At 68.4% G+C, this 23119-nt stretch carries 19 protein-coding genes; 12 read left to right on the forward strand and 7 right to left on the reverse strand.

What is annotated here, in order from left to right:
• Nucleotides 1–19: 19 nt before the first annotated feature.
• Nucleotides 20–964, reverse strand: coding sequence for an NADP-dependent oxidoreductase (locus tag ACIA76_RS26600; protein WP_397155231.1), 945 nt, complete (start codon nt 962–964; stop codon nt 20–22).
• Between the two features lie 581 nt (nt 965–1545).
• Between ACIA76_RS26600 and ACIA76_RS26605 the strand changes: the two genes are divergently transcribed.
• Both ACIA76_RS26605 and ACIA76_RS26610 read left to right on the forward strand, forming a co-directional pair.
• Nucleotides 1546–3093: a helix-turn-helix domain-containing protein gene (locus tag ACIA76_RS26605; RefSeq protein WP_397155233.1), complete on the forward strand. Its 1548-nt coding sequence runs from the start codon at nt 1546–1548 to the stop codon at nt 3091–3093.
• A 246-nt stretch (nt 3094–3339) separates the two neighbouring features.
• On the forward strand, nt 3340–3732 hold the full coding sequence (locus ACIA76_RS26610; protein ID WP_397155235.1) for a hypothetical protein: 393 nt from the start codon (nt 3340–3342) through the stop codon (nt 3730–3732).
• Between the two features lie 304 nt (nt 3733–4036).
• On the opposite strand, the gene ACIA76_RS26615 is transcribed toward ACIA76_RS26610, so the two are convergent.
• Nucleotides 4037–4807, reverse strand: a complete 771-nt coding sequence (locus tag ACIA76_RS26615; protein WP_397155237.1) for an SDR family NAD(P)-dependent oxidoreductase — start codon at nt 4805–4807, stop codon at nt 4037–4039.
• Between the two features lie 155 nt (nt 4808–4962).
• Here ACIA76_RS26615 and ACIA76_RS26620 point away from each other — a divergent pair, with 155 nt between their 5' ends.
• Entirely contained in the window at nt 4963–6312 is a 1350-nt protein-coding gene (locus ACIA76_RS26620; protein ID WP_397155239.1) for a DUF5933 domain-containing protein, read from the forward strand.
• Nucleotides 6313–7041: 729 nt separating this feature from the next.
• Nucleotides 7042–8052: a TIGR03617 family F420-dependent LLM class oxidoreductase gene (locus tag ACIA76_RS26625; protein WP_397155241.1), complete on the forward strand. Its 1011-nt coding sequence runs from the start codon at nt 7042–7044 to the stop codon at nt 8050–8052.
• On the opposite strand, the gene ACIA76_RS26630 is transcribed toward ACIA76_RS26625, so the two are convergent.
• The 4 genes from ACIA76_RS26630 to ACIA76_RS26645 all read right to left on the reverse strand — a co-directional run bounded on the left by ACIA76_RS26630 (nt 8018) and on the right by ACIA76_RS26645 (nt 12590).
• Complete coding sequence (locus ACIA76_RS26630; RefSeq protein ID WP_397155243.1) at nt 8018–8866, reverse strand: enoyl-CoA hydratase-related protein; 849 nt, start codon at nt 8864–8866, stop codon at nt 8018–8020. The two genes, ACIA76_RS26625 and ACIA76_RS26630, sit on opposite strands and share 35 nt — an antisense overlap.
• Nucleotides 8867–9022: 156 nt before the next feature.
• Nucleotides 9023–9814, reverse strand: a complete 792-nt coding sequence (locus ACIA76_RS26635) for an ABC transporter ATP-binding protein (RefSeq protein ID WP_397155245.1) — start codon at nt 9812–9814, stop codon at nt 9023–9025.
• 387 nt (nt 9815–10201) lie between these two features.
• Nucleotides 10202–11212, reverse strand: a complete 1011-nt coding sequence (locus ACIA76_RS26640; protein WP_397155246.1) for a FecCD family ABC transporter permease — start codon at nt 11210–11212, stop codon at nt 10202–10204.
• A 304-nt stretch (nt 11213–11516) separates the two neighbouring features.
• Nucleotides 11517–12590, reverse strand: coding sequence for an ABC transporter substrate-binding protein (locus tag ACIA76_RS26645; RefSeq protein ID WP_397155248.1), 1074 nt, complete (start codon nt 12588–12590; stop codon nt 11517–11519).
• A gap of 156 nt (nt 12591–12746) precedes the next feature.
• On the opposite strand from ACIA76_RS26645, the gene ACIA76_RS26650 reads away from it, so the two are divergent.
• The 5 genes from ACIA76_RS26650 to ACIA76_RS26670 are packed head-to-tail and all read left to right on the forward strand — an operon-like array spanning nt 12747 to nt 17145.
• The gene (locus tag ACIA76_RS26650) at nt 12747–13601 is read left to right on the forward strand and encodes a TauD/TfdA dioxygenase family protein (RefSeq protein WP_397155250.1); all 855 of its coding nucleotides are present in this window, start codon (nt 12747–12749) and stop codon (nt 13599–13601) included.
• Nucleotides 13598–14125 (forward strand): FcoT family thioesterase, encoded by a 528-nt coding sequence (locus tag ACIA76_RS26655; protein WP_397155252.1) that lies wholly within the window; start codon nt 13598–13600, stop codon nt 14123–14125. The genes ACIA76_RS26650 and ACIA76_RS26655 overlap by 4 nt, the downstream gene beginning before the upstream one ends.
• On the forward strand, nt 14122–15630 hold the full coding sequence (locus tag ACIA76_RS26660) for a long-chain-fatty-acid--CoA ligase (protein ID WP_397155254.1): 1509 nt from the start codon (nt 14122–14124) through the stop codon (nt 15628–15630). Before ACIA76_RS26655 ends, ACIA76_RS26660 begins: the two co-directional genes overlap by 4 nt.
• An 11-nt stretch (nt 15631–15641) precedes the next feature.
• Nucleotides 15642–15875 (forward strand): phosphopantetheine-binding protein, encoded by a 234-nt coding sequence (locus tag ACIA76_RS26665; RefSeq protein WP_397155256.1) that lies wholly within the window; start codon nt 15642–15644, stop codon nt 15873–15875.
• Nucleotides 15862–17145, forward strand: a complete 1284-nt coding sequence (locus ACIA76_RS26670; protein ID WP_397155258.1) for a condensation domain-containing protein — start codon at nt 15862–15864, stop codon at nt 17143–17145. The genes ACIA76_RS26665 and ACIA76_RS26670 overlap by 14 nt, the downstream gene beginning before the upstream one ends.
• A gap of 40 nt (nt 17146–17185) precedes the next feature.
• On the opposite strand, the gene ACIA76_RS26675 is transcribed toward ACIA76_RS26670, so the two are convergent.
• Complete coding sequence (locus ACIA76_RS26675) at nt 17186–17749, reverse strand: sigma-70 family RNA polymerase sigma factor (RefSeq protein ID WP_397155259.1); 564 nt, start codon at nt 17747–17749, stop codon at nt 17186–17188.
• Between the two features lie 49 nt (nt 17750–17798).
• On the opposite strand from ACIA76_RS26675, the gene ACIA76_RS26680 reads away from it, so the two are divergent.
• From ACIA76_RS26680 to ACIA76_RS26690, 3 genes are all read left to right on the forward strand, one after another.
• Nucleotides 17799–18569, forward strand: coding sequence for a zf-HC2 domain-containing protein (locus tag ACIA76_RS26680; RefSeq protein WP_397155261.1), 771 nt, complete (start codon nt 17799–17801; stop codon nt 18567–18569).
• 69 nt (nt 18570–18638) lie between these two features.
• Nucleotides 18639–21149: a heavy metal translocating P-type ATPase gene (locus ACIA76_RS26685; RefSeq protein WP_397155263.1), complete on the forward strand. Its 2511-nt coding sequence runs from the start codon at nt 18639–18641 to the stop codon at nt 21147–21149.
• Nucleotides 21146–23119 (forward strand): cytochrome c oxidase assembly protein, encoded by a 1974-nt coding sequence (locus tag ACIA76_RS26690; RefSeq protein ID WP_397155265.1) that lies wholly within the window; start codon nt 21146–21148, stop codon nt 23117–23119. Before ACIA76_RS26685 ends, ACIA76_RS26690 begins: the two co-directional genes overlap by 4 nt.

Here is a 23119-nt window from a genome sequence, read left to right on the forward strand (position 1 = left end):
TTCATGACGAGGTCCGTACTCAGCGGGGCTCGGCGGGCGGGCCGATCCGGAGGACGAGTTTGCCTCCGGGGCGCTGTGATTGGCTGAGTTCGACGGCCGTGCGCCAGTCGGCGAGGGGGAGGATCCGGGCGACGGGGATGCTGAAGCGGCCTTCGGCGGCGAGCTGGGCGCACTCTCCGATGACCTCGTAGCGGTGGGTGATAGGTCCCTCGGTGAACGCGTCGCGGGCGCCGAGCTCGCGGGCGGAGGTGAGGTTGCTGATGGTCAGGACGTGTTTGGGGTCGGTGACCGTGCGGAGGAGTTCGGGGATGGTGGCGTCGTTGGGCGGTGCGACGTCGAAGACGAGGTCGACGGGTCCGTCTGCCAGCTCGCGTACGCGGTCGGCCATGCCCTCGCCGTAGGAGGTGACCTCGGCGCCGGTGGCACGCAGGGCCTCGGCATGAGTGGGGCCCGCGGTGGTGATCACCCGCGCGCCGGTCCTGCGGGCGAGCTGCACGGCGGCGAAGCCGGTGGTGGCACCGCCTCCGCTGACGAGAAGGGTTGTGTCGGGGGTGATTCCGAGCAGGTCCAGGCCGAGCTGGGCGGTCTCCACGGCCATGGGCAGTGCGACGGCGGCGGTCGGTTCGAGGGCGGGCGGCCGGGGAAACCAGATGTCGAGCACCGCATGGTCGGAGGCGCCCGCGGTCGGTCCGGCGAACGGAGCGGGTCCGAACACCGCGTCCCCGATCCGAACACCGGTCACGCCCTCGCCGACGGCGTCGACGGTTCCGGCGACCTCGAGCCCGATCCCGCGGGGCAGGTCGCCGGGGTAGAGACCCCTGCACAGGAACAAATCGGCGGGATTGAGCGTGCAGACCTCGACGGCGACCCGGATCTGGCCCGGTGCCGGTTGCGGCGGGTCGGCCTCCTCGATCTGCAGGACATCGAGGGGTTCACCGGTCTGGTGGAAACGCAGGGTGCGCATGGCGATCTCCTGATTGCGATCCGAGCAGTGACAGCAGATGCTGTCGTCAGGTGACCATAGCACAGTGACGACAGCATCTGCTGTCACTATTAGGGATGGCTTGTGGGGAGGGCAACACCCGTCGGCCACTGTCGGCTCCCACCCGAAGTGGCGGATCGGTGGCGAGTTCCCGCCTGAAGTGGCGAAGATAGCCCGGTGCTGAATGTTTCTGAGCCCCAAGGCGATTCGACTGTCTTGGGCGATCCCTGGTTCGAGGTGGAGTTCGTGACCGTGTCCGGCGACCGGCGACGGATGCGTTGGCGGTCGTTTCCGCAGGTCGCCGGGGAGATCGCGGGGTCGGCGCGGTTGTTCTCGTCGTACCTGGGTCAGTCGAAATCCTTCGCGGCCACGATCGGAGCCGAAGGCTACATGCTCGAGCACTGGGTCGACATGCACCGAGAACTCAACCGCCCCACCAACGATCGGCGCGTTAGCTATCCGACGGGGCGCAGAAGCACCAAAACATCTCTCATATGAGATTAATGGCCCCATTTCACGCCATCCGATGCGGGCATGAAGACCACATATGATATTTTTCTGCGATGATTGCGACTACCACGCAGGCTGATCAGCTCGAGCAGATCGGACGGCTCGTGCGCGAGTCCCGCAAGTCCAGGGGGTGGACGCAGACGCAACTTGCGTCCGCGCTGGGCACGTCGCAGAGTGCCGTCAACCGGATCGAGCGCGGCCATCAGAACGTCAGTTTGGAGATGCTCGCACGGGTCGGCCGGGCGCTGGACACTGAGCTCGTCTCGGTCGGACAGACGAGCGGCCCAACCCATTTGCGGATCGTTGGTGGGCAACCCCTGTCAGGGTCGATCACGGTCAACACAAGCAAGAACGCCAGCGTCTCCCTGCTGTGCGCGGCGCTGCTGAACTCCGGCCGCACCGTCCTGCGACAGGTCGCGCGCATCGAAGAGGTCAACCGGCTCGTCGAGGTGCTGCGCAGTATCGGTGCCGGTGTCGAATGGCTGGGTGAGGGCGGTGATCTCGAGATCATTCCGCCACCCACGCTGGACCTGGAATCGATGAACCGCGCAGCCGCACGCCGCACCCGCAGCATCATCATGTTCCTCGGTCCGCTCATCCACGATTACGACCTCTTCGAGCTGCCCTACGCCGGCGGATGCGCCCTGGGCACCCGCACAGTCGAGCCGCACCTGTCGGCGCTGCGCCCGTTCGGGATCGACATCGACGCGACCGACGGCAGCTATCACATCCGAGCCGACCAGCGTCGCACCCCGACGATGCCGATCGTGCTCGTCGAGCGCGGCGACACCGTGACCGAGAACGCGTTGATGGCCGCAGCCCGACGGGACGGGGTGACCGTCATCCGCAACGCCAGTTCCAATTACATGGTCCAGGATCTCTGTTTTTTCCTGCACAAACTCGGCGTCCGCATCGACGGGATCGGCTCCACCATTCTCACCGTCCACGGCCGGACGCACATCGACGTCGACGTCGACTACGCACCCTCCGAAGATCCGATCGAAGCGATGAGCCTGATCACCGCCGGCATCGCCACCGGATCGACGCTCGAAATATGCCGGGTGCCAATCGAATTCATGGAGGTCGAACTTGCCCTGCTGGAACAGATGCGGCTGCGCTTCGACCTGTCGAGCGAGTATTCCGCCGCGAACGGGCACACACGATTGATTGATGTCACGGTGCATCCGTCCCAACTGCGCGCGCCACGAGACAAGGTGCACCCTATGCCTTTCCCGGGGCTCAACATCGATAACCTCCCCTTCTTCGCGCTCATCGCAGCGACGGCCGAAGGCAAAACACTCGTCCATGACTGGGTCTACGAAAACCGCGCGATCTACCTCACCGAACTCACCAAACTCGGCGCATCCATCACCCTGCTCGACCCGCACCGGGTCTACGTCGAAGGCCCCACTCACTGGTCCGCGACGGAAGTCATATGCCCACCCGCACTCCGACCGGCAGTGGTCATTCTGCTGGCGATGCTCGCCGCCAAGGGCACCTCGGTCCTACGCAACGTCTACGCGATCAACCGCGGATACGAACAACTCGCAGAACGTCTCGAGCGACTCGGCGCGCAGATCGAAACCTTCCGCGACTACTGAACACTGGATGATGTCAACGGCGCCGACTCGAGATCTCCCGAACTTCCCGGAATCCGCCACTTCACATGGGAAGCGATGACCGACGAACAGGAACATCAAGATCGCGAACCCAGATCAGGACCCCTGACTACGACAGATCAGCTGAGAACCGACAGCCACCTCGCCGACGCTCATGACCCTGGCGGAAAGAGGGAAACTACTGAGCAGAAGTCGCGAATCCCGTTGCGGCTGTGAGGAGAGCGGCCGATGCGGACCTGGGTATTCGTGACGCTGGCGGTGTACGCGATCGTCTTCGCGGTGGGGGGTGTCTGGAACCACCTCCACGATCTCATCGTGTCCGGGCTTGATGCATATCGCTATGCGCCGCAACCCTTTCGGGTGTTCTTCATTGCGCTGGTCGTCATTGACGCCGCTGTCCTCGTGTTGCTCGTATTACGGCGTCCGGCGGCGCCGATCCTCGCCGCGGTGGTGACGGCCCTGGATCTGATCGGGAACTGGATCAGCGACTGGCAGTACTACCACGACGACCCCGGTTGGCTTGTCGGCAACAAAGGTGGTCTGATCCAGCTGACCGTTTTCGGGATATTCGTGGGCGTGACAGCAGTACCGCTGCGCCGCGCCTTGCAGCGACGCCGATGATGTTCCGTCGCTCAGCGTATGGTGCCCGCGCGGACGGCGTCCGGGGGTCATGCGGGTGTCGAAGCCGATTTCCGGATCGATCGTGCGGGCGGTGGTCCATCAGTTTCGGCGGCGGTCTCCATGATTGCCATCAGGATGTCGTCGCGGTGCAGGCCGGGTTGTCGACCAGATGGTCGGCGATGGTGGTGAACCGGGCCGACTTCTGTTGGGGTGGGCGATGGTTGAACGTCATGCGGATGATCACCGGCCACAGTGATGAGGCTGGAAATGGCTGTGACCGAACAGGTTTCGGCCTTGTGATCTGCTAGCGGGGTATCAGGCCGCCGTCGGCGATGAGGGTTTGGCCGGTGATGAAGCTGCCGGCGTCGGAGACCAGCAACAGGGCGGGGCCGACCATTTCGGTGGGGTTCGCGATGCGGCGCAGTAGGGCGTTGTCGCGGAGGTGGTCGATGAATTCGGGGGGATTGTTGCGGACCATATCGGTGTCGACGGCGCCGGGGGCGAGGGCGTTGACTCGGATTCCGGCGGGGGCGAATTCGGCGGCCATCGAGCGGGTGAACGAGACCATGGCGGCCTTGCCGGCGGAGTACATCGCGGTTCCGGCGCTGAAGGAGAAGGCGCCTACGGAGACGATGTTCAGGATCGCCGCGTGAGTGCTGGTGCGCAGGTAGGGAAGTGCGTGCTGGATCAGGAATACGGGGCCGGTCAGATTCACCGAGAACGATTTGTCCCATGCCTCGGGGGTGAGCTCGCCCAGGGGCTGGGTCAGGGCGGTGGCGGCATTGTTGATGATGATGTCGATGCCGCCGAACCGGTCGACGGTGGTGTCGACCAGTGCCGCGATCGCGTCGCGGTCGCCCAGATGTGTTGGCACCCCGAGGGCCGTCGCGCCCGACTCCTGCAGCCGCTCGGCCGCCCGCGCGCACGCCTCGGCCTTGCGGCTGGCCACGACGATATCGGCTCCGGCCAGCGCCAGCCCCTCGGCGAGGGCGAATCCGATGCCGCGGGTGCCGCCGGTCACGATCGCGGTGCGCCCCTCGAGGGAGAACAGAGCCTGCAGATCGGCCTTGTCCATGCGAAATCCCTTCCGCCGCCGCCACCTACGGGACCGGTCGACATACCAGTTGTGCCCGTTCGAGCGGTCCCGCACACGTCCGGGTCCCGATGTCCGGGATCGAGAAAGATCGTTCGGTGGTCGGCCCGAGTTCACCTCGTGTTTACGATGTCCCAATGCTTGTGGACGACGTGCAAGGGGGCTCGACTTCGGCGATCGAGCCGAGAGGTGACGGGCTCGGCGGGCGTCGATGGCGACCGGTACTGTTGTGGGGCGCCGGGGTGGCCGCGGTGATCGCGCTGGTCGGCGGGGAATTGATGGCCGCGCAGATCGGTGCGCTCGGACCCCTGACCAGTCTGGTGCGCGACTTCGGCGGGACGCCGAAATCGGCGACCACCCCGTGGGCGGGGTTCGGGCTGGCGCTGGCCGGATTGCGGATGCGGGAGCGGATGGTCGCGGTCGCCGCGGCGGTCGGGATCGATGCGATGTTCGTGGCGGTGCGCGCACTGGAGGGTCGCGGATTCACCGTCGGCAACGGCCCGACCATCGTGCTGACCGCCCTGGCGGTGATCGTCGCGCTGCGCTGGGACAATGAGCGGCGGCGAACGGCGTTGCGCACCATCGGATTCGGGGTGCTGCTCATCCTGGCCACGAAGGTGAGCGAGATCTGGCTCGACATCACCGCCTGGGCGTGCCCGACGGTCCTCGATCCGTACGTGCAGGCCGCCGATCATGCGCTGGGCAATCCGTCCTGGCTGGTCGGTCAGGCGCTGGACGCGGCCGGACCGATCGCGCTGGGTGTGGTGCGGTGGGTGTACTTCGAACTGCCCGTGGCGGCGATCGTGGTCGCGTTCTGGCAGTTGCGCGGGGTGACGCGTGGGGCGTGGCCGCGGCACTATCTGGTGCGGACGTTTCTGACCCTGGGTCTGGTCGGACCGCTGTTCTATGTGGTGTTTCCGGTGGTGGGTCCGGTGCTGGCCTACGGGTCGTGGGGGCATGGCTTCGAGATCGCCGATGTGTGGCCGAATGTGGTGCCCGATGCGCCGGCGGCGTTGGCGCCGTGGCGTTTCGACGCGATCACCCCGCGCAACTGCATGCCGTCGCTGCATACGGCGTGGGCGTTGTCGCTGTTCATCCATTCGCGGCGCGGGCCGTGGTGGCTGCGGTGGGGCGGGGCGTTCTGGCTGGTGTGCACACTCGTCGCGACGCTCGGGCTGGGGGCGCATTACGGCATCGATCTGGTGGTCGGTGCGGCGCTGTGCCTGACGGTGGAATCGGTGCTGCGCGACCCGGATCGGGGGTGGGATCGGGGCCGGGTGCGGGTGGTGGCGCTCGGGGCGGGGGTGTTCGCGGGTGTGTTGTTGTGCATCCGGTTCCTGGCGATCCCCATGGCGACGCATCCGCTGCCGTTCGGTGTTGTGGTCATCGGATCGCTTGTGGCGCTGGTGGCTACCTTCTATGTCACGTGGTTCGCGCCGTCGCGGCAGGACATCGAACGGCCCGTTGCCCAGCTCGTGGACCGCTGAGCGAGCCTTGCGACCGAGCGCAACCGAGGGGGAATCGGGGTTGGACGAGTGCCGGATGCCGTAGCTGGCTTCATTGCGGCGACGAGGTGGGTGAGCGCTGGGATCCGGCCCGGTCACGCCCCTGATAGCACATGGGCGGCGCTATCTGTAAACTAACCCTCGTCATGTGAGTGATGCTGAGCGGTGGGACGCCGCCGTATACAACGCCCCACCTTGGCGGGTTACTTAGCCAGCCAGACTCGGCGGACCAAGATGAGCGCCCCGGCGATCACGGCAGTTGCTATCAACATCGTGCCGTAATCGACCGGGGCCTTGCTCTTTTCCCAGCGATGCTTCGCCATCCCCACCACCTCCTTCCTGGGCGCGGTGTGTGGACCGAGTCCACCGCCCCTCGAATGGAGGTGCCGTCACCTTACGTGGGCCCACCGACTGGAATCGTTGAACCCCAGCCCCTTCCGAACCATACGACGGACCGGGGGAGGCCGGTGGGCCATTGCAACATCCATGCCGGGTCGTTCGAGATCACCTCAGCAGTCCATCGGATCGGGTCCCTACCTTCTCGCGTCGACCGTGGGTGTCGTTGTGGTGAGCCGTCATTGCCGCACCAGCCCGGTCGAGCAGGAGCGCGCCGCACCCCGCCGACGTGCCGGGCGGTCCCACTGGGTGAGCCCGGTGCGCGCCTGGTGGTGGTGGGGGATGGTTCTGTGGGAGTAGGAGGTTGGGTGCCGGATGCGGATTGATATTCAGGTGGATGGGCGGCCGGATCGGGTGATCGGGCGGGCGCGGGAGTTGGCGGGGTTGGGGGTGGACGGGGTGTTCACCTTCGAGGGGCCCCATGATGTGTTCGTGCCGTTGGCGGCTATCGCGCCGGCGGTGCCGGTGGACATCATGACCAATGTGGCCGTGGCGTTTCCGCGCAGTCCGTTGCATGTCGCGCATACCGCCTATGATCTGCAATTGTTGAGCGGCGGGCGGTTTCGACTCGGATTGGGGTCGCAGGTTCGGCCGCATATCGAAAACCGTTATGGCGCGACGTGGTCACGGCCCGCGGCGCGGATGGGTGAATTCGTGGCGGCGGTGAAGGCGATTCTGACCGCGTGGCAGGATCGGACGCCGTTGAACTTCTGCGGTGAGTTCACCCGCCACACTCTCATGCCCCCGACCTTCGATCCGGGACCGAATCCGCGTGGTGTGGCGCCGGTATTGATGGGCGGGCTGGGCCCGCTGATGGTGCGCACCGCGGCGCAGGTCGCGGACGGGCTGCTGGTGATGCCGTTCAACAGCGCCCGCCACTTTCGCGAGCGCACCCTGCCCGCGGTGGCCGAGGGCTGGGAGCGGGCGGGCCGCGACGGTGGCGATTTCACGATCGTGCCGCAGGTGATGGTATCGATGTGGCGCACCGAAGCCGAACGGGCCCACGCCGATGCGGGGGTGCGGCGGCTGATCGCCTTCTACGGTTCGACCCCGGCGTATCTGCCGGTGCTCGAGGTGGAGGGGCGGGCGGAGCTGCAGCCGCGTTTGAACGAGCTGTCCAAACGTGGTGCGGTCGAGGCGATGACGGAGTTGGTCGACGAGGTGCTGATCTCGGCGATCGCGGTGCGGGGGACACCCGAGCAGTGCGCGGCGCAGATCGCGGAGCGGTTCGGTGCGGTGGCCGAGCGGGTGTGCGCGTACTTTCCGGGCTACACCCCGCCGGTCGAGCAGGTCACCGATCTGGTTGTGGCGCTGCATCGTTCGTAGGTTCGCACCGGGGTTGGTCGAGGTCGGGTAGCTCGCTCGCCCGGCCGGTCCATTCGGGAGTGCGGCGTTGCAGATAAGCGCGCACTCCCTCGCGGGCGTCCGGCTCGCCCATCAGCAGCAGATGTGCCTCGGTCTCCAGTTCCCCGATGCGCGCGGCATCGTGCTCGAACGACGACCACAGCATGCGTTTGCTCGCGGCGACCGATACCGGCGCGGTGTTGTCGGCGATATCGTGGGCCAGGGCGAGGGCGGCGTCGAGGACCTGGTCGGCGGGCAGCACCTCCAGGCACAGTCCGAGGTCGTGGGCGCGATGGCCGTCGACGGTCGCTCCGGTCAGCAGCAGGTAGGCCGCGCGGGACATCCCGATCAGGCGGGGTAGCGTCCAATGCGAATAGGCGTCGCCGACCATGCCCCGGCGGACTTGCAGCACACCGTATTTGGCATCGGCTGCCATGATGCGGAGATCGCATTGCAGGGCGAGGGTGAGCCCGATGCCGAGCGCGTGCCCGTTGACCGCCGCGATCACGGGCTTGCGCACCCGCCAGGCGGGCAACTTGATACCCGCGGCGCTGAACCCCGCACCCGGTGCGTCGAAGGTGCCCGCACCCGCGCCCAGATCGGCGCCCGCGCAGAAGGCGGGCGGTGTCCCGGTCAGCACGACCGCGCGGATGTCATCGTCGGCATCGCAGCGCCGATACACCTGTGACAGTTCGTTACCCATCTCCCGGATGAACGCGTTGCGCTGCTCGGGGCGGTGCAGGGTCACCGTCGCGACACCGTCGCGCACACTCCACCGTAACGTTCGATACGCCAAGGCTTTTCCTTCCGATCCACCGACACCTATCACCGTTTCGGTCCTCGGGTCACGGGGGTGTCCGAGTGAGTGGGTTCGGTGTTCGGGTCGAGAAACTCGTCTCGGCGATATTCGACCGTGTCGGCTACGACCGAGGTGCCGTGTTGCCCACAGGTTTCATCCCGCCGCGTCCGGCCGGTCGATCTCGGGCAGTGCTGTCACCAGGTGTGGGCGGTCGGTGAGGGGGTGGCGGACGATGGCGCTGCGCATTCCGAAAACTGTTGCCACGCGGTCGGGGGTCAGCACCGATTCTGGTGTGCCGCTTGCCGATACGCGGCCGCCTTGCAGGAGGACCAGGGCGTCGCAGTAGGCCAGGGCGTGGTCGAGGTCGTGTAGGGCCGCGATGGTGGTGAGGCCGAGATCCTTGACGAGGGTGAGCAATTCGAGTTGGGCTCCGGGGTCGAGGTGGTTGGTCAGCTCGTCCAGCAGGAGGACCGGGGTCTGTTGGGCCAGGGCGCGGGCGAGCAGGACGCGTTGGCGTTCACCGCCGGACAGGGAGGTGAAGCGGCGTTGAGCCGCCCAGGACAAGCCGACCCGGTCGAGGGCCTCGCGGACCAGGGCGCGGTCGTGGGCGTGTTCGCGGCCGAAGCGGTCCTGATGCGGGATGCGGCCCATCGCCACGGTTTCCAGCACCGTGAAGCCGTGTTCGAGGCCGTGATCCTGAGCGACGACCGCGGTGCGGCGGCCCGCTTGCCGGGTGCTGGTGCGCCATACGTCGTCGGGGCCGATCCGCACCACGCCCGCCGTGGGCCGCAGCGCGCGATACAGGGTACGCAACAGGGTGCTCTTGCCGGAGCCGTTGGGTCCGGCCAGGCCGGTGAAGGAGCCCGGCTCGATGGTCAGATCCACGTCGGTGAGCACAGCGGCGCCGGTCAATTCGACGCCGAGGCCGTCTACGACGATTCTCATGACGGCCTCCTGCGCTCGCTGGACATCACAGTGCGTGCCGTGCAACGTGTTTCGTGGGAGCAGCGGCGGGCTCCGACTGTGGTGCCGTGAATCACCATGGGACGACCCCCGGTGGCAGCACGGCAAGGGCGCGAAGGCCGAGTCAGGTGGCGAACATGTCGACATCCGCCTGCGGCACCGTGATGCGACGCGACGATCACCATCGGACGACCCCCGATGGCAGGACGAGCAGGGCCCGAAGCCGAGTCGGGCGGTGATCATGGGGACATCCGCGCGCGGCACCACCGATGTCGTTCCATGACGCACTCATGACATGGCCTCCCGGCGAGGGCGCAAGAGGAAGAGGAGGGCCGGGGCGCCGAGGGCGGAGGTGATGCCGTGACGCACTCATGACATGGCCTCTCGGCGACGGCGTAGGAGGAAGAGGAAGGCCGGGGCGCCGAGGGCCGAGGTGATGATGCCGAGCGGGATCTCGTTGGGGCGGTCGATGGTTCGGCTGGCCAGGTCGACCAGGACCAGGAACAGGGCGCCACCCAGGAGGACGGTCGGCAGGCCGCGGCGGTGGTCGGGGCCGACGAGCAGGCGGGCGGCGTTGGGGATGATCAGGCCGACGAAGCCGATGCCGCCCGCGACGGCCACGGCGGTCGCGGTCAGGAGTGCGGACAGGCCCAACAGCAACAGCCGCAATCGGTTCGGGTGGACGCCGAGTCCGGCGGCGGTGTCGTCACCGAGGGTCAGTGCGTTCATCGCCTGTGCTCGCGCGGGCAGGATCAGCATGGCCGCGGCGAGGGCGACGGCCGGGGCGATCAGGTTGTTCCAGTTCGCCGAGGACAGCGATCCGAGTAGCCAGAACATCACGCCGCGCAGTTCGGCCGGGCGGGCACGTAATTGGAGGTAGCTGGTAAGGGCGGTGCCCAGATAGGAAACCGCGATCGCGGCGAGTACGAGGTCCGAGCCGCGCACCTGCCCGCCGCGCTGGGCGAGCGCGAAGACGATCAGCAGACTGACCACCGCCCCGGCGAAGGCACAGCCGGTGACGCCGAGAGTGCCGGTGGCCCAGACGATTCCGGTCATCGCCAGCACCGCGCCGAGCGAGGCGCCGGAGGTGACGCCGAACAGGTACGGGTCGGCCAGCGGATTGCGCACCAGCGTCTGCAGACAGGCCCCGGCCAGCCCGAGCGCCGCACCCACCAGCGCCGCCAGTACCACCCGCGGCGCGCGAAACTGCCAGACGATCTGATCGGCCAGCGGATCGGCGTGCCGTCCGCCGAGGAGGTGATCGGCGACCACCCGCACCACGGTCTCCGGCGAAACGGCCACCGTCCCAACCCCGATGGCGACCACCATCGCCACCAACAGGGCCGCCGCAAGCCCGACCGGTATGATCACCCTGCTCACGGGTCCAGCACGCCCCGACCTTGATACGGATCGCGAAGACGGTCGGTGTTCGTCGGACAGTTCCGCAGCGATCGACTCGCGATGTGGCGGAGACGAATTCAGAATCCGAGCCGCCGCCCGCCTGCGGGCCGGGTCCGATTCGGCCGTCGTGGACGCGACGAGCGAATCCTGCGGTGCCGCTGGCCTCGTGGTCGTCGAAGCCTCCGGTGCCGACGGCGGTGACGCGTCACCGGGATCGGCCGATGATCCGATCAGTGCCGAATCCGGTTCCAGTGGTGCGGGTGTCGGCGTGAATGCGGGCCCGTCAGTGGATGGTCGTGAGGGCATCGGCGAGCTTTTCGATGGCGAGGGCGTTGAGAGGGCCCAGGTAGGGGCTGTCGGAGAGGGTGAGGTAGCGGTGGGTGCGGGCGGCGGACCAGGCGGGGAAGCGGGTGAACAGGGCGGCGGCCATGGCGTCGGCGTCCTCGTCGGGACGGTAGCGGCCGATGATCACCAGGTCGACCGGGGCGGTCGCCAGGGCCTCGGCGTTGATCTGAGCCAGTTCCTCGGAACTGCGGCCCGCGAAGGGGTTTCGCCCACCCGCCCGGGTGATGATGTCGTCGTAGATGCCGCCGCCGAAGACCGCGGGCAGGCCGTGGGTGTTCATCGCCGACATGCCGGGATAGACCAGCAGTACATTCGGGCGTGGTCGGCCGGGGACGGGCTGGGTCGCCACGGCGATCCGGGCGTGCTGGGCGTTGACGTAGTCGGCGGCGCGTTGTTGCACGTCGAAGATCCGGCCGAGGGTCAGCAGCAGGTCGTCGGAGGCGGCGACCGACTGCGTGGTCAACGCGGCGCGGTCGGCCTCGGAGGCGTTCGGATCGCCGAGTGCGCAGTTGGAAGGGGTGACGAAGGCCGGAATTCCGACCGCCGCCAAGGCTTCTCGGCCGATCGGTCCGGTGCGGTCGTCGAAACCGCCCGCCCAGGTCGAGATCACCAGATCCGGGCGCAGGGCGAGGATCTGTTCGCGGGTGAATTCGCCGTTGTCGTCGCGGCGCAGCCCGGCGCTGGGGATCGCGTCGACCGCCTCGGCCATACCGGGCTGATCGGATACCCCGTAGTGCTGGCTGCTGGCGACGATGCGGTCGGTCAGGCCGAGGGTCACGAAGCTTTCCGCCTCGGCCACCGACGCGCCGTTGAGCAGCACCACCCGCTGCGGCGGGCGCGCGAAGCTCAGCCGGTGGCCGCAGTTGTCGAGGGTGAGCGGATATCCGGTGGGCGCGGCGGTGGCGGGCCGATCGGGCCGGGACGGCTCGACCGGTCGCCCACAGCCCGCGAGCGCGGCCACGGCCGCGACGCACAGGATGGCCGCGGCCGCGCGGCGGCTCAGGGTTCGCACGAAACACACGTTCTCTCACGTCGTCCGCGACCCCCGGCTCGGTTCCCGGATGTCGGTCATGTCACAGGGCGGAACCCGGGCGGGGTGGCGGCCGACCGTTTCCAATACCGGCGCCGTCGCATTCGCGGCGCCTCTCCGTGCGCGAAGGAAACGATTGTGAGGACCAGCCCGCAGGCAGGTATGGGCGTCATCGTGGAGGATTTCGATCCGAGGGCCGACGAGGACGTGCAACTGCTGAAGAAGACGATCTATCGTCACAAGATCGTGGTGTTGAAGGATCAGCACCACGATGCGGCGAGCTTTCTCGCGCTCGGGGAGCGCCTCGGCTCTCCGCAGGCGTATTACGAGCCCGGATATCACCACCCGGACGTGCCGGAGGTATTCGTCTCGGCCACCGCCGAACCCGACGGGCGGCAGATCGGCGTGCCGAAGACCGGGCGGTTCTGGCATTCGGATTATCAGTTCATGCCGCGCCCGTTCGATATCACCCTGACCTATCCGCGGGTGGTGCCGACGGTCAACCGCGGCACGCTGTTCATCGATCTGGCCGCCGCCCACGCCCGGCTCACCCCGGAGCTGCGCGCGGCGATCGCGGACAGTTCCGCCGTGCATACCGTGCGGCGATGTTTCAAGATCCGGCCCGAGGACGTGTATCGCCCGGTGGGGGAGATTCTCGACGAGATCGATTCCCGCACACCGCCGGTGCGCCGCCCCACGGTGGCGCGGCATCCGCATACCGATGAGCCGATCGTGTACGTCAGCGAGGGATTCACCGAGACCCTGCTCGACGCCGACGGGAACGACCGGCGCGAGCTGCTGCTCGAATTGCTCGGCGCCACCGGACAACTCGATCTGGACGATCCGGCCGTACATCTGCAGCGGTTCGAGGTGGGCGATCTGCTGCTGTGGGACAACCTGAGCCTGGTGCATCGCGCGGTGCACAGCGACCGCACCGAGCCCGCGGTGTCGTGGCGGGTGACCGTCTACGACGATGCGGAGCTGCTGAAATGATCACTGCTCCTGCCGTTTTCGAGGTCGATCCGGAGTTCTTGGCCGAGGTGCAGTGCTGTTATAAACCGCACTGCCGCTATCTGCGTGCGGCGTCGGTGCGCGCGGAAGGTCGTTCGGTCACCGGCACAGGGCATTTCGGTATCGCCGAACCTTGTTACATCGATGACACCGGACATCTCAATGCCGTCGAGGCGATCATCTGCTTCAACCAGTTGATGTATCAGACCGTGGCCACCGTCGTGCGGCACGGCCTGCACCCGGCGTTCGAGGAGTGGACGCCGCAGGATTTCCGCCGCCGGTATCTGCCCGACATCCTCATCGCCGATGTGCAGACCGAATTCGAGCGTCCCATCGACTCCTCGGCCTTCACCGGGGAATTCGTGCTCGAGAACGCGCAGGCCTACACCACCTCCGCCGGTGCGCGGCGCATCGCGGCGTCCACGAGCTTCCGGTTCACCGACGGCGCCGGCGCCTGCGGTGGCCGGATCCGGCTGGTGGTCGTCGATACGGGGGCGAGCCGATGAGCCGCACGATCGCCGAGCTGACGCGCGGGCACGATGCCGCGGCGCCGGCCGTGGTGTGCGGTGATCGCACGCTGACCTACGGCGAATTGGACTGTGCCGCGGATCGGATCGCGCGGGCGCTGCAGGTGGCGGGGTTGCCGCCGGGGGCGCGGGTGGCGTATCTGGGGTTGGAGTCGGTGGACTACTACGCCGCGCTGCTGGGTTGCGCGCGCAGCGCAATGGTGTTCGTGCCCATCAACTTCCGGCTCACCGCAGCGGAGATCGGGCATATTCTGGCCGATTCGGGGGCGGCGATGCTGATCGCCGATGCGCCACTGCGGGATCGGCTCGACGGGCTCGACGGGGTTGTCTGCGTCGATACCGCGAGGTTCGCCGACTGGTATTCCGGATATCCGGCCGAGCCGCCCGTGGTGCGGATCGATGCCGATACCCCGGTGGTGCAGCTCTACACCAGCGGCACCACGGGTCTGCCCAAGGGTGTGGTGCTGGCGCATCGCAGCTTCTTCGCCGTGCGCGAGGCGCTGGCGGTGGCGGGGGAGAACTGGATCGACTGGCGAGCGGGCGATATCGGGCTGATCGGGATTCCGGGCTTCCACGTCGGCGGGATCTGGTGGGCCACACAGGGGTTGGGTGCGGGCGCGACGATGGTGGCGATGCCGCGATTCGATCCGGCCACCGCGATCGGGTTGATCCGCGATCGCGGGGTCACCACGGTCTGCGTGGTGCCGTCGATGTTGCGGTTGATGCTGGCCGAGCCGGGGGCCGAACGGGCCGCGCTGGCGAGTGTGCGCAAGCTGGTCTACGGCGGTTCGCCGATCTCGGAAAGCCTGCTGGGGCAGGCGATGTCGATCCTGGATTGCGAGTTCGCGCAGATCTACGGGCTGACCGAGACCGGGAACACCGCCGTCTGCCTGCCGCCGGATCAGCACTATCCGGGCAGTCCGCGGCTGCAGGCCGCGGGGCGCGCCTATCCGGGTTTCGCCGTGCGGATCACCGATGAGCGCGGGGACGCGGTGGGGCCGGGGCGGGTCGGGGAGGTGTGGCTGCGCACGCCGGGGCATATGGTCGAGTACTGGCGGCGCGCGGAGGCGACCGCGGCCACGCTCGTCGACGGCTGGATCCGCACCGGCGACGCCGGATATCTCGATCCCGAGGGGTATCTGTTCCTGTGTGATCGGTTGCAGGACATGATCATCGTCGGCGGGGAGAACATCTATCCCGCCGAGGTGGAGAATGCGATCGCCGGACATCCGGCGGTGGCCGATGTGGCGGTGGTGGGTGCGCCGGACGAGCGGTTCGGGGAACGGGTGCATGCGTTCGTGGCCGCGCGATCAGAGGTGTCGGCACGAGAGTTGTTCGTGCACTGCGCCGATCGGCTCGCCGGATACAAGATTCCGAGCCGATTCGAGTTCGTGGAGCGGATTCCACGCAATCCCAGCGGCAAGATCCTGCGACGTGAGCTGCGGGAGCCGTTGTGGCCCACTGGTATTCGACGGATCGGATGAGGGACTGCGAGATGAGTGAGGTGTTGAGCTTCGCGGCCGTGCGGGCCGCGGTGGCGCACGAGTTGTATCTGAGGCCCGACGAGCTGGATCCGGAGGCGGATCTGTTCGCGGCCGGACTGGATTCGGTGCGGGTGCTGACGCTGGTTGAGCGATGGCGGGCCGCGGGGGCGCAGGTCGGGTTCATGGATCTGATCGAGCGCGCCACGGTGCGCGAGTGGTGGGAGCTGTTACATGTCGACCGATGAGCTGCGGCCGACCGCGGCGCAGGACGAGTTCTGGCATTACCAGGTGGACGGGCCCGAACCGGTGACCGCGATGTTCAATGTCGCCGAATATGCCGAGTTTCACGGTCCGATCTCCGAATCGGTACTGGCACAGTCGATTCGACAAGCCGTCGCCGAGGTCGAGGTGTTGAATCTGGCGCTGTGCCCGACCGCCGATGGAGTGCGGTTTCGCCGGCGCGTGCCCGACTGGGAGGTGCGCACGGTCGATGTCAGCGGGCACGATGATCCGGTCGCGGCGGCCGAGGCGTGGATGGCCGCGGATCTGGACACCGCGGTGGATCTGGTGACCGATGTGCTGTTCACGCACGCGATCCTGCGACTGGGGCCCGGGCGGGTGCGCTGGTATCACCGGGTGCACCACATCCTGCTCGACGGGTACGGGCTGGCGATGGTCGCGCGCCGCGTCGCGGAGATCTATACCGCGCTGGCGGGCGGGGGTGAACCCGCCGCGCCGCGGTTCGGTTCGCTGGCCGAGGTCCTCGCCCACGAGGAGGCCGAACGTGCCGGGCCCGGATACGAAGCGGCGCGCGAGTATTGGGTGCGCTATCACCGCGACCGGCCCGCACCGCCGATCGTGGCGCCGCGCACGCAACCGATGACCGCCCGAATGGCAAGGACCGCAACCGAAGTCGATGCCGAACTGCTCGCGCGGCTGCGGGCGCGCGGCGGCACGGCGACCGCGTTGCTCGCGGCGGCGGCCACCTATGTGCATTGCGCGACCGGCGAGGGCCGGGTGCGGCTGTGCCTGCCGGTACTGGCCCGTGCGGGCACCCCGGCGGCGCGGGTGCCGTGCACGGTCATCAACGTCGTGTACTACTGGGCCGAATTCGACGAGGCCACCACGTTTTCCGATGCGGTCGACGGGGTCGAGCGGTTTCTGCGCGACAGCGCCCCCCACCTGCGCTACCGAGTGGTCGACCTATGGCGCGAGCTGGGCCCGGCCTTCGACCTCGACCGCGCCTACGGCCCACTGGCCAACGTCATGCCGTTCGACTTCCGCCTCCGCTTCGCCGACACCCCGGCCACGGTCCACAATGTCACCGCGGGCGTGGAGGAGGACATCGGCTTCTACTTCTACGACCGCCCCGACGGCATGGGACTGGTCGTCGGCGGCAACCCGCTCCTGTTCGACACCTCGGACCTGGCGACCCATGCCGCCCGCTTCCAACGGCAGTTGTCGACGATCCTGGCCACTCCGGACCGGCCGGTGACCGACCTGCCGTTCGAATGATGCCCGGCTGGGAAGGGCCGCTCCCGCAAGGGAGTTCGGCTCAGCTCCCCGCGGCCTCGCCCGCGCGCACCTCGCCGATCAGATCCTCGCGGGCGCGGGCGATGCGGGAGCGGATGGTGCCGACGGGACAGCCGCAGACCTGGGCGGCCTCCTCATAGGACAGGCCCAGGAGTTGGGTGAGGACCAGCGCCTCGCGGCGCTCCTCGGGCAGGGCGGCGAGCATGATGCGTAGTTCGGCGAATTCGATTGCGGCGGTGCCGCTTCCGGAGCGGCGGCGGTCCGCGGCGGCCTCCCAGTCGGCGTCGGCGGCGACGCGGGGGCGGGCCATGGCGGCGCGAATCTCGTCGGCGCAGACGTAGCGGGCGATCGACAGCAACCAGGCGCGGGCCGAGGCACGCGCCTCGAAGCGGCGCAGGCTGCCCAGGGCGCGTAGATACGTTTCCTGGGTGAGGTCGTCGGCGCGGGCAGGGCTCGCGCGGTGGGCGATGAAGCGCCACACATCGGATTGAGTGGCCCGGATGAACTCCTCCAACGCCTGGCGATCCCCGCGTCCCGCGGCCAAGGCGAGCGCGGTGATCCGTTCGTCGTTGGACTCCGATGTCATGGCGCACACCCTAGCCCGGCCTCGGAATTCGTCTACTACCGGGCGTAGGGTGTTTCACGCCACAGAGATGTGCGGGAACTTCGGTGGCCCGCCATCCGACTTCTGCACCGTGAACTGCGATGTCTGCCGGGAAGCGTTATCGGCCCGGATCGACGACGAACCCGAACCGGTGCCCTCGGCACAGGTCGATCGGCATCTCGAGGAATGCCGGGCCTGCACCGAGTGGTACGCCTCGGCGATCGCGGCCACCCGGACGCTGCGCATGCGCGCCGCACCGGTCACGCCCGATCTGACCGAATCGATTCTGGCGCGCGCGGAATTCGTGGGCGTGACACCGCGTCGGCGAGGGCCCTCGACCTCGGCGTTGCGGATGATCCTGCTCGGCGTCGGCGCGGTGCAGTGTGCGCTGGGCCTGGCGCAGCTGGTCGGGCACGGGGTGGGTGTGCACGCCGGGCACGAGATCGGGTCGCATCTGTTCAACGAGAGCACGGCGTGGAGTTTCGCCCTCGGCGCGGGCATGGTGTGGGGCGCGCTGTCGGTGCGAGCGGTGACCGGGCTGATCGCGGTGTTCGGCAGTTTCGCCGCGGTGGTGTCGATATTCGTCGCCCATGATCTGTGGCGCGGGGAGATGACCGCCACCCGCGCCGAATCGCATATGGTGCTGCTGGCCGGACTGCTGGTGCTGGTGTTGATCCAGCGGCGCGGCGCCGGCGAGCCGCCCGAGGTCACCGCCGCACCGGGCCCGCTGGCCGTCCCGCCCGGTGCGCGCACGGGGCGACGCACCGGGCATCTGCGCTCCACGCACGACCCCGCCGCCTGACCTTCGATGACGACGAATCCGCCCGCCCCGCCGCTGTTCCGGCGGGCCTGACCCACGGAATCCGAGCCCATGACGAATTCTCTTGCCCCCGTCGAGGACCCCGCCGCCGAACGCGTGCGGGTCCGGCTGGCGGTGTCGGGCATGTCGTGTGCCGCCTGCTCCTCGCGGGTCGAGCGCACCCTCAACCGTTTCGACGGGGTGACCGCCAGCGTGAACTTCGCGACCGGTGTGGCCACCGTGGACGCGCCGCCGCAGCTGGATCCGAACGTGTTGTGCGAGAAGGTGACCGAGATCGGTTTCGGCGCCACGCCGGTGCGGGGCACCGCGACGATGCTGGATACCGGTCCCGAGGACCGGATCGCGGCGGATCTGTTCCGCCGCCTGGTGGTGGCGCTGCTGCTGTTCTTCCCGCTGGCGGATCTGTCGATCATGTTCGCCACGGTGCCGAGTACGAGAATCACCGGCTGGCAGGGCATTCTGCTGGCGTTGGCGCTGCCGATCGTGGTGTGGTCGGCCGCGCCGATGCACCGCAAGGCGATCGCGGGGCTGCGCGGCGGGTCGACCAGCATGGAGACGCTGGTGTCGATCGGGATCACCGCGGCCACGGTGTGGTCGATGGTGACCCTGTTCGCCCGGCCCGCGCCCGATCACAGCGGGCACGGGGTGTGGGCGGCCATCCTGGGCGCGGATTCGATCTATCTCGAGGTGGCCGGCGGGGTCACGGTATTCGTGCTCGCGGGCCGGTACTTCGAGGCCAAGGCGCGTCGGCGCGCGGGCGGAGCGCTGCGGGCGCTGGCCGCACTCGGCGCGAAGGAGGTGACGGTGCTGTCCGGCGACGGCAGCGAGATCACCGTTCCGGTGGATGAACTCACCGAGGGCCGCCGGTTCGTGGTGCGGCCGGGGGAGACCGTGGCCACCGACGGCCTGGTGACGCAGGGACATTCGAGTATCGACGCCTCCGCGATGACCGGTGAGTCGGTGCCGGTGGAGGTCGGACCGGGGATGGCGGTGACCGGCGGCACGATCTCGCTGACCGGCCGACTGGTGGTGGAGGCCGCCGCGGTCGGCGCGGATACCCGGCTGGCGGCGATGATCCGATTGGTCGAGGAGGCCCAGGCGGGTAAGGCGGCGCTGCAGCGGCTGGCCGACCGCATCGCCGGGGTGTTCGTGCCGGTGGTGCTGGGCATCGCCGCGGTGACGCTGGGCGGCTGGCTGGTGTCGGGCGCCGGAATCGATAAGGCCGTCGGCGCGGGACTGGCGGTGCTGGTGATCGCCTGCCCGTGCGCGCTGGGACTGGCGACCCCGGCGGCGTTGATGGTGGCCGCCGGGCGGGGCGCGCAACTGGGCGTATTCATCAAGGGCCAGCAGGCCTTGGAAACCAGCCGCAGCGTGGACACCGTCGTATTCGACAAGACCGGCACCCTCACCGAGGGCGAGATGACGGTGGTGGCCGTGCACACCGCCGCCGACCGCTCGACCACCGAGATCGCCGCGCTGGCAGGCGGTTTGGAGTCCGCCTCCGAACATGCGGTCGCCGCCGCCATCACCGCCTACGCCCGCCGCGAGGCCGTGCGACCGACGGCCGAGGGCGCGACCATTGCCGAGCAGCTGCCCACGGCGACCGATGCGCAGGTATCGCCGGGGCAAGCTGCCGAGGGGAGTCCGGCCCTGGTAGAGGGCGAGAGTGGCGGTGCCCGAGCGCAATTGCTGAATGGCGTCGGTGCGCGGGTATCGCTCGGGGAAGCCGCCGAGGGGCGAGCGGCCCTGATCCAGGGCGAGAGTGGCCGTCTCCCTGCGCAATTGCCGGATGAGAGCCCGCGCGAGCGGTTACCGGAGGTCACCGACTTCCAGGCGCTGCCCGGGCTGGGTGCGCGGGGCGTCGTCGACGGGTATGCCGCGCTGATCGGACGTCCGGCGTTGATCGAGACCGAGGGTGTGCGCGTGCCCGAGGAGTTGCGGCGGGCGCTGGTGCGCGAGCAGCGGCACGGGCGCACCGCGGTGTACTTCTGCTTGGACGGCGCGGTGGTCGCGGTGATCGCGGTGGCCGATACTGTGCGGCCCACGGCCGCGGACGCGGTCGCTCGGCTGCAGCGGCTGGGGCTGCGGACGTTGTTGCTGACCGGGGACAATGCCCGGGCCGCGCAGGCGATCGCCGATGAGGTCGGTATCGATGAGGTGATCGCGGAGGTGCTGCCCGAGGGCAAGGTCGACGTGGTTCGGCAGCTGCAGCGGCAGGGGCATCGGGTGGCGATGGTCGGTGACGGCATCAACGACGGGCCCGCGCTGGTGGCGGCGGATCTGGGGCTGGCGATCGGGCGCGGCACCGATGTGGCGATCGGGGCGGCCGATATCATTCTGGTGCGCGAGGAGCTGGGCGCGGTGCCCGACGCGATCGAGCTGGCGCATGCGACATTGCGCACGATTCGCGGAAATATGGTGTGGGCGTTCGGATATAACGTCGCCGCCATTCCGGTCGCGGTGGCGGGACTGCTCAATCCGCTGATCGCCGGGGCGGCGATGGCGTTCTCCTCGTTCTTCGTGGTGTGGAACAGCCTGCGGCTGCGCGAGTTTCGGCGGTGAGCCCGGCGACCGAGGGCCCCGCCACCTCCGGGCGTCGAAGGTGGTGGGGCGCGGCCGTTCTCGCGGTCGCCGCGGTGGTCGCGGTCGTGCTCGCGATCGCCGGAACCGCCGAATTCGGGCAGCGGCCCTACCATCAGCAGGGCCTGGACTATCCCGGATACGCCGCGGCGCTGACGTATGTGTTGCTGCGGCTGATCGCCGCGCTGGCCGGGGGTTTCACCCTCGGCCCATTGCTGTACGCGCTGTTCTGCACCGCGCCCACCGCCGCGGGCCGTGTCGATGTCGACGGATATGCCGGGGTGCGATTGGCCGAGCGGGCGTCGATGCTGTGGGTGCTGGCCACCGCGGTGCTGATTCCGGTGTCGGCGGCCGATTCGGCGGGGCTGGGGATCGGCAAGGCGGCGCGGATCGGCGCGCTGGGTGCGCTGATCACCGCGACCGAGAAACCGAAGGCGTGGATCGTGGCGACGATCGCGGTCGCGCTCGTCGCCGTGCTGCTGCGCACGGCGATGTCCTGGAACAGCCTGTTCGGATTGGCCGCCGTCAGTGCGATCGCGGTGCTCGCGCCCGCGGTCACCGGCAATGCGGGCGAGGGGCCGAATCACGATTACGCGACCGGTGCGGTGATTCCGTTCGCGCTGGCGCTGGCCCCGCTGGCCGGGCTGAGCTGGTGTATGGCCCAAAGATGCCGTCGCCCAGGCGATTGCACGATTGCGATTCGGCGGTACCGCATCATGGTGGGGCTGGCCGTGGCGGTGATGACGCCCACCGCGGCGATTCTGGTCGCGATCCTCACCCCGCCCGCCACCTTCGGCGGGGTGTACGGCTGGCTGGGGGTCGGCGCGGCGGTGCTCCTGGCCGCGCACGCGGTGCTGGTGTGGACGCTGGGGAAGACGAATCGGCGGTATCCGCTATTGCTGGCGGCCAGCGCCGGAGCCGTTGTATGGCTGGGGATTTCGACGGTCATGGCGGTGCAGCCCGCCCCGGCGTTCGCGCGGGCGACCTTCACCGCCCAGCAGGTATTCCTCGGATTCGATCTGCCACAGCCACCGAACCTGTGGCGGCTGCTGACGCTGTGGCGTTTCGATGTGGTGCTCGGGACCGCGGCGATTCTCGCGGCGGCGGCGTATATCGCCGGGGCACTGCGGTTGTGGCGGCGTGGCGACGAGTGGTCGCGCTGGCGCACCCTGTCGTGGGTGAGTGGTTGTGTCGCGCTGCTGCTGGTGACGTCGTCGGGGATCGGCGCCTACGGCTACGGCATGTTCAGCGTGCATATGGGCGGACATATGGCGCTCAACATGTTCATCCCGGTGCTGCTGGTGCTGGGCGGGCCCGTGACACTGCTGTTGCGGGCGGTCGCGCCGGCGGGGCGCGGTAATCCGCCCGGGCCGCGGGAATGGGCGCAATCGCTGATGCATTCGCGGTTCACCCGGGTGCTGGCCAATCCGATCGTGGCGTTGAGCGTGTTCGTGGTCTCGCTGTACGGGTTGTATTTCACCGCGCTGTTCGATCAGCTGATTCGCTTCCATTGGGGGCATCTGCTGATGAATGTGCATTTCCTGATCACCGGATATCTGTATTACTGGGCGATCATCGGCATCGATCCGGGGCCGCGGCGACTGCCACATCTGGGGCGGCTGGGAATGTTGTTCGCGATCATGCCGTTCCACGCGTTCTTCGGGGTGGCGGTGATGTCGATGGAGACCCTCGTCGGCGGGACCTATTATCCGCAGCTGCAATTGGGCTGGATGCATGATCTGTTCTCCGATCAGAAGATCGGCGGCAGCCTGGCCTGGATCTCCGGTGAGGTGCCGGTGCTGCTGGTGGTGGGCGCGCTGCTGTCGCAGTGGGCGCGCCAGGATCGGCGGGTGGCCGCGCGCGGCGATCGGCATCAGGACGCCTATCCCGAGGACGACGAATTGACCGCCTACAACGCGATGCTCGCCGAACTGGGTCGCTCGCGGCGCTGA

It is taken from the genome of Nocardia sp. NPDC051570 (assembly GCF_044454005.1).
GTDB lineage: Bacteria > Actinomycetota > Actinomycetes > Mycobacteriales > Mycobacteriaceae > Nocardia.

Coding starts and splice junctions, on each gene's coding strand:
- ACIA76_RS26600 (WP_397155231.1), bottom strand. CDS start 964: ATGCGCACCCTGCGTTTCCACCAGACCGGTGAACCCCTCGATGTCCTG.
- ACIA76_RS26605 (WP_397155233.1), top strand. CDS start 1,546: ATGATTGCGACTACCACGCAGGCTGATCAGCTCGAGCAGATCGGACGG.
- ACIA76_RS26610 (WP_397155235.1), top strand. CDS start 3,340: ATGCGGACCTGGGTATTCGTGACGCTGGCGGTGTACGCGATCGTCTTC.
- ACIA76_RS26615 (WP_397155237.1), bottom strand. CDS start 4,807: ATGGACAAGGCCGATCTGCAGGCTCTGTTCTCCCTCGAGGGGCGCACC.
- ACIA76_RS26620 (WP_397155239.1), top strand. CDS start 4,963: ATGCTTGTGGACGACGTGCAAGGGGGCTCGACTTCGGCGATCGAGCCG.
- ACIA76_RS26625 (WP_397155241.1), top strand. CDS start 7,042: ATGCGGATTGATATTCAGGTGGATGGGCGGCCGGATCGGGTGATCGGG.
- ACIA76_RS26635 (WP_397155245.1), bottom strand. CDS start 9,814: ATGAGAATCGTCGTAGACGGCCTCGGCGTCGAATTGACCGGCGCCGCT.
- ACIA76_RS26655 (WP_397155252.1), top strand. CDS start 13,598: ATGATCACTGCTCCTGCCGTTTTCGAGGTCGATCCGGAGTTCTTGGCC.
- ACIA76_RS26660 (WP_397155254.1), top strand. CDS start 14,122: ATGAGCCGCACGATCGCCGAGCTGACGCGCGGGCACGATGCCGCGGCG.
- ACIA76_RS26665 (WP_397155256.1), top strand. CDS start 15,642: ATGAGTGAGGTGTTGAGCTTCGCGGCCGTGCGGGCCGCGGTGGCGCAC.
- ACIA76_RS26670 (WP_397155258.1), top strand. CDS start 15,862: ATGTCGACCGATGAGCTGCGGCCGACCGCGGCGCAGGACGAGTTCTGG.
- ACIA76_RS26675 (WP_397155259.1), bottom strand. CDS start 17,749: ATGACATCGGAGTCCAACGACGAACGGATCACCGCGCTCGCCTTGGCC.
- ACIA76_RS26685 (WP_397155263.1), top strand. CDS start 18,639: ATGACGAATTCTCTTGCCCCCGTCGAGGACCCCGCCGCCGAACGCGTG.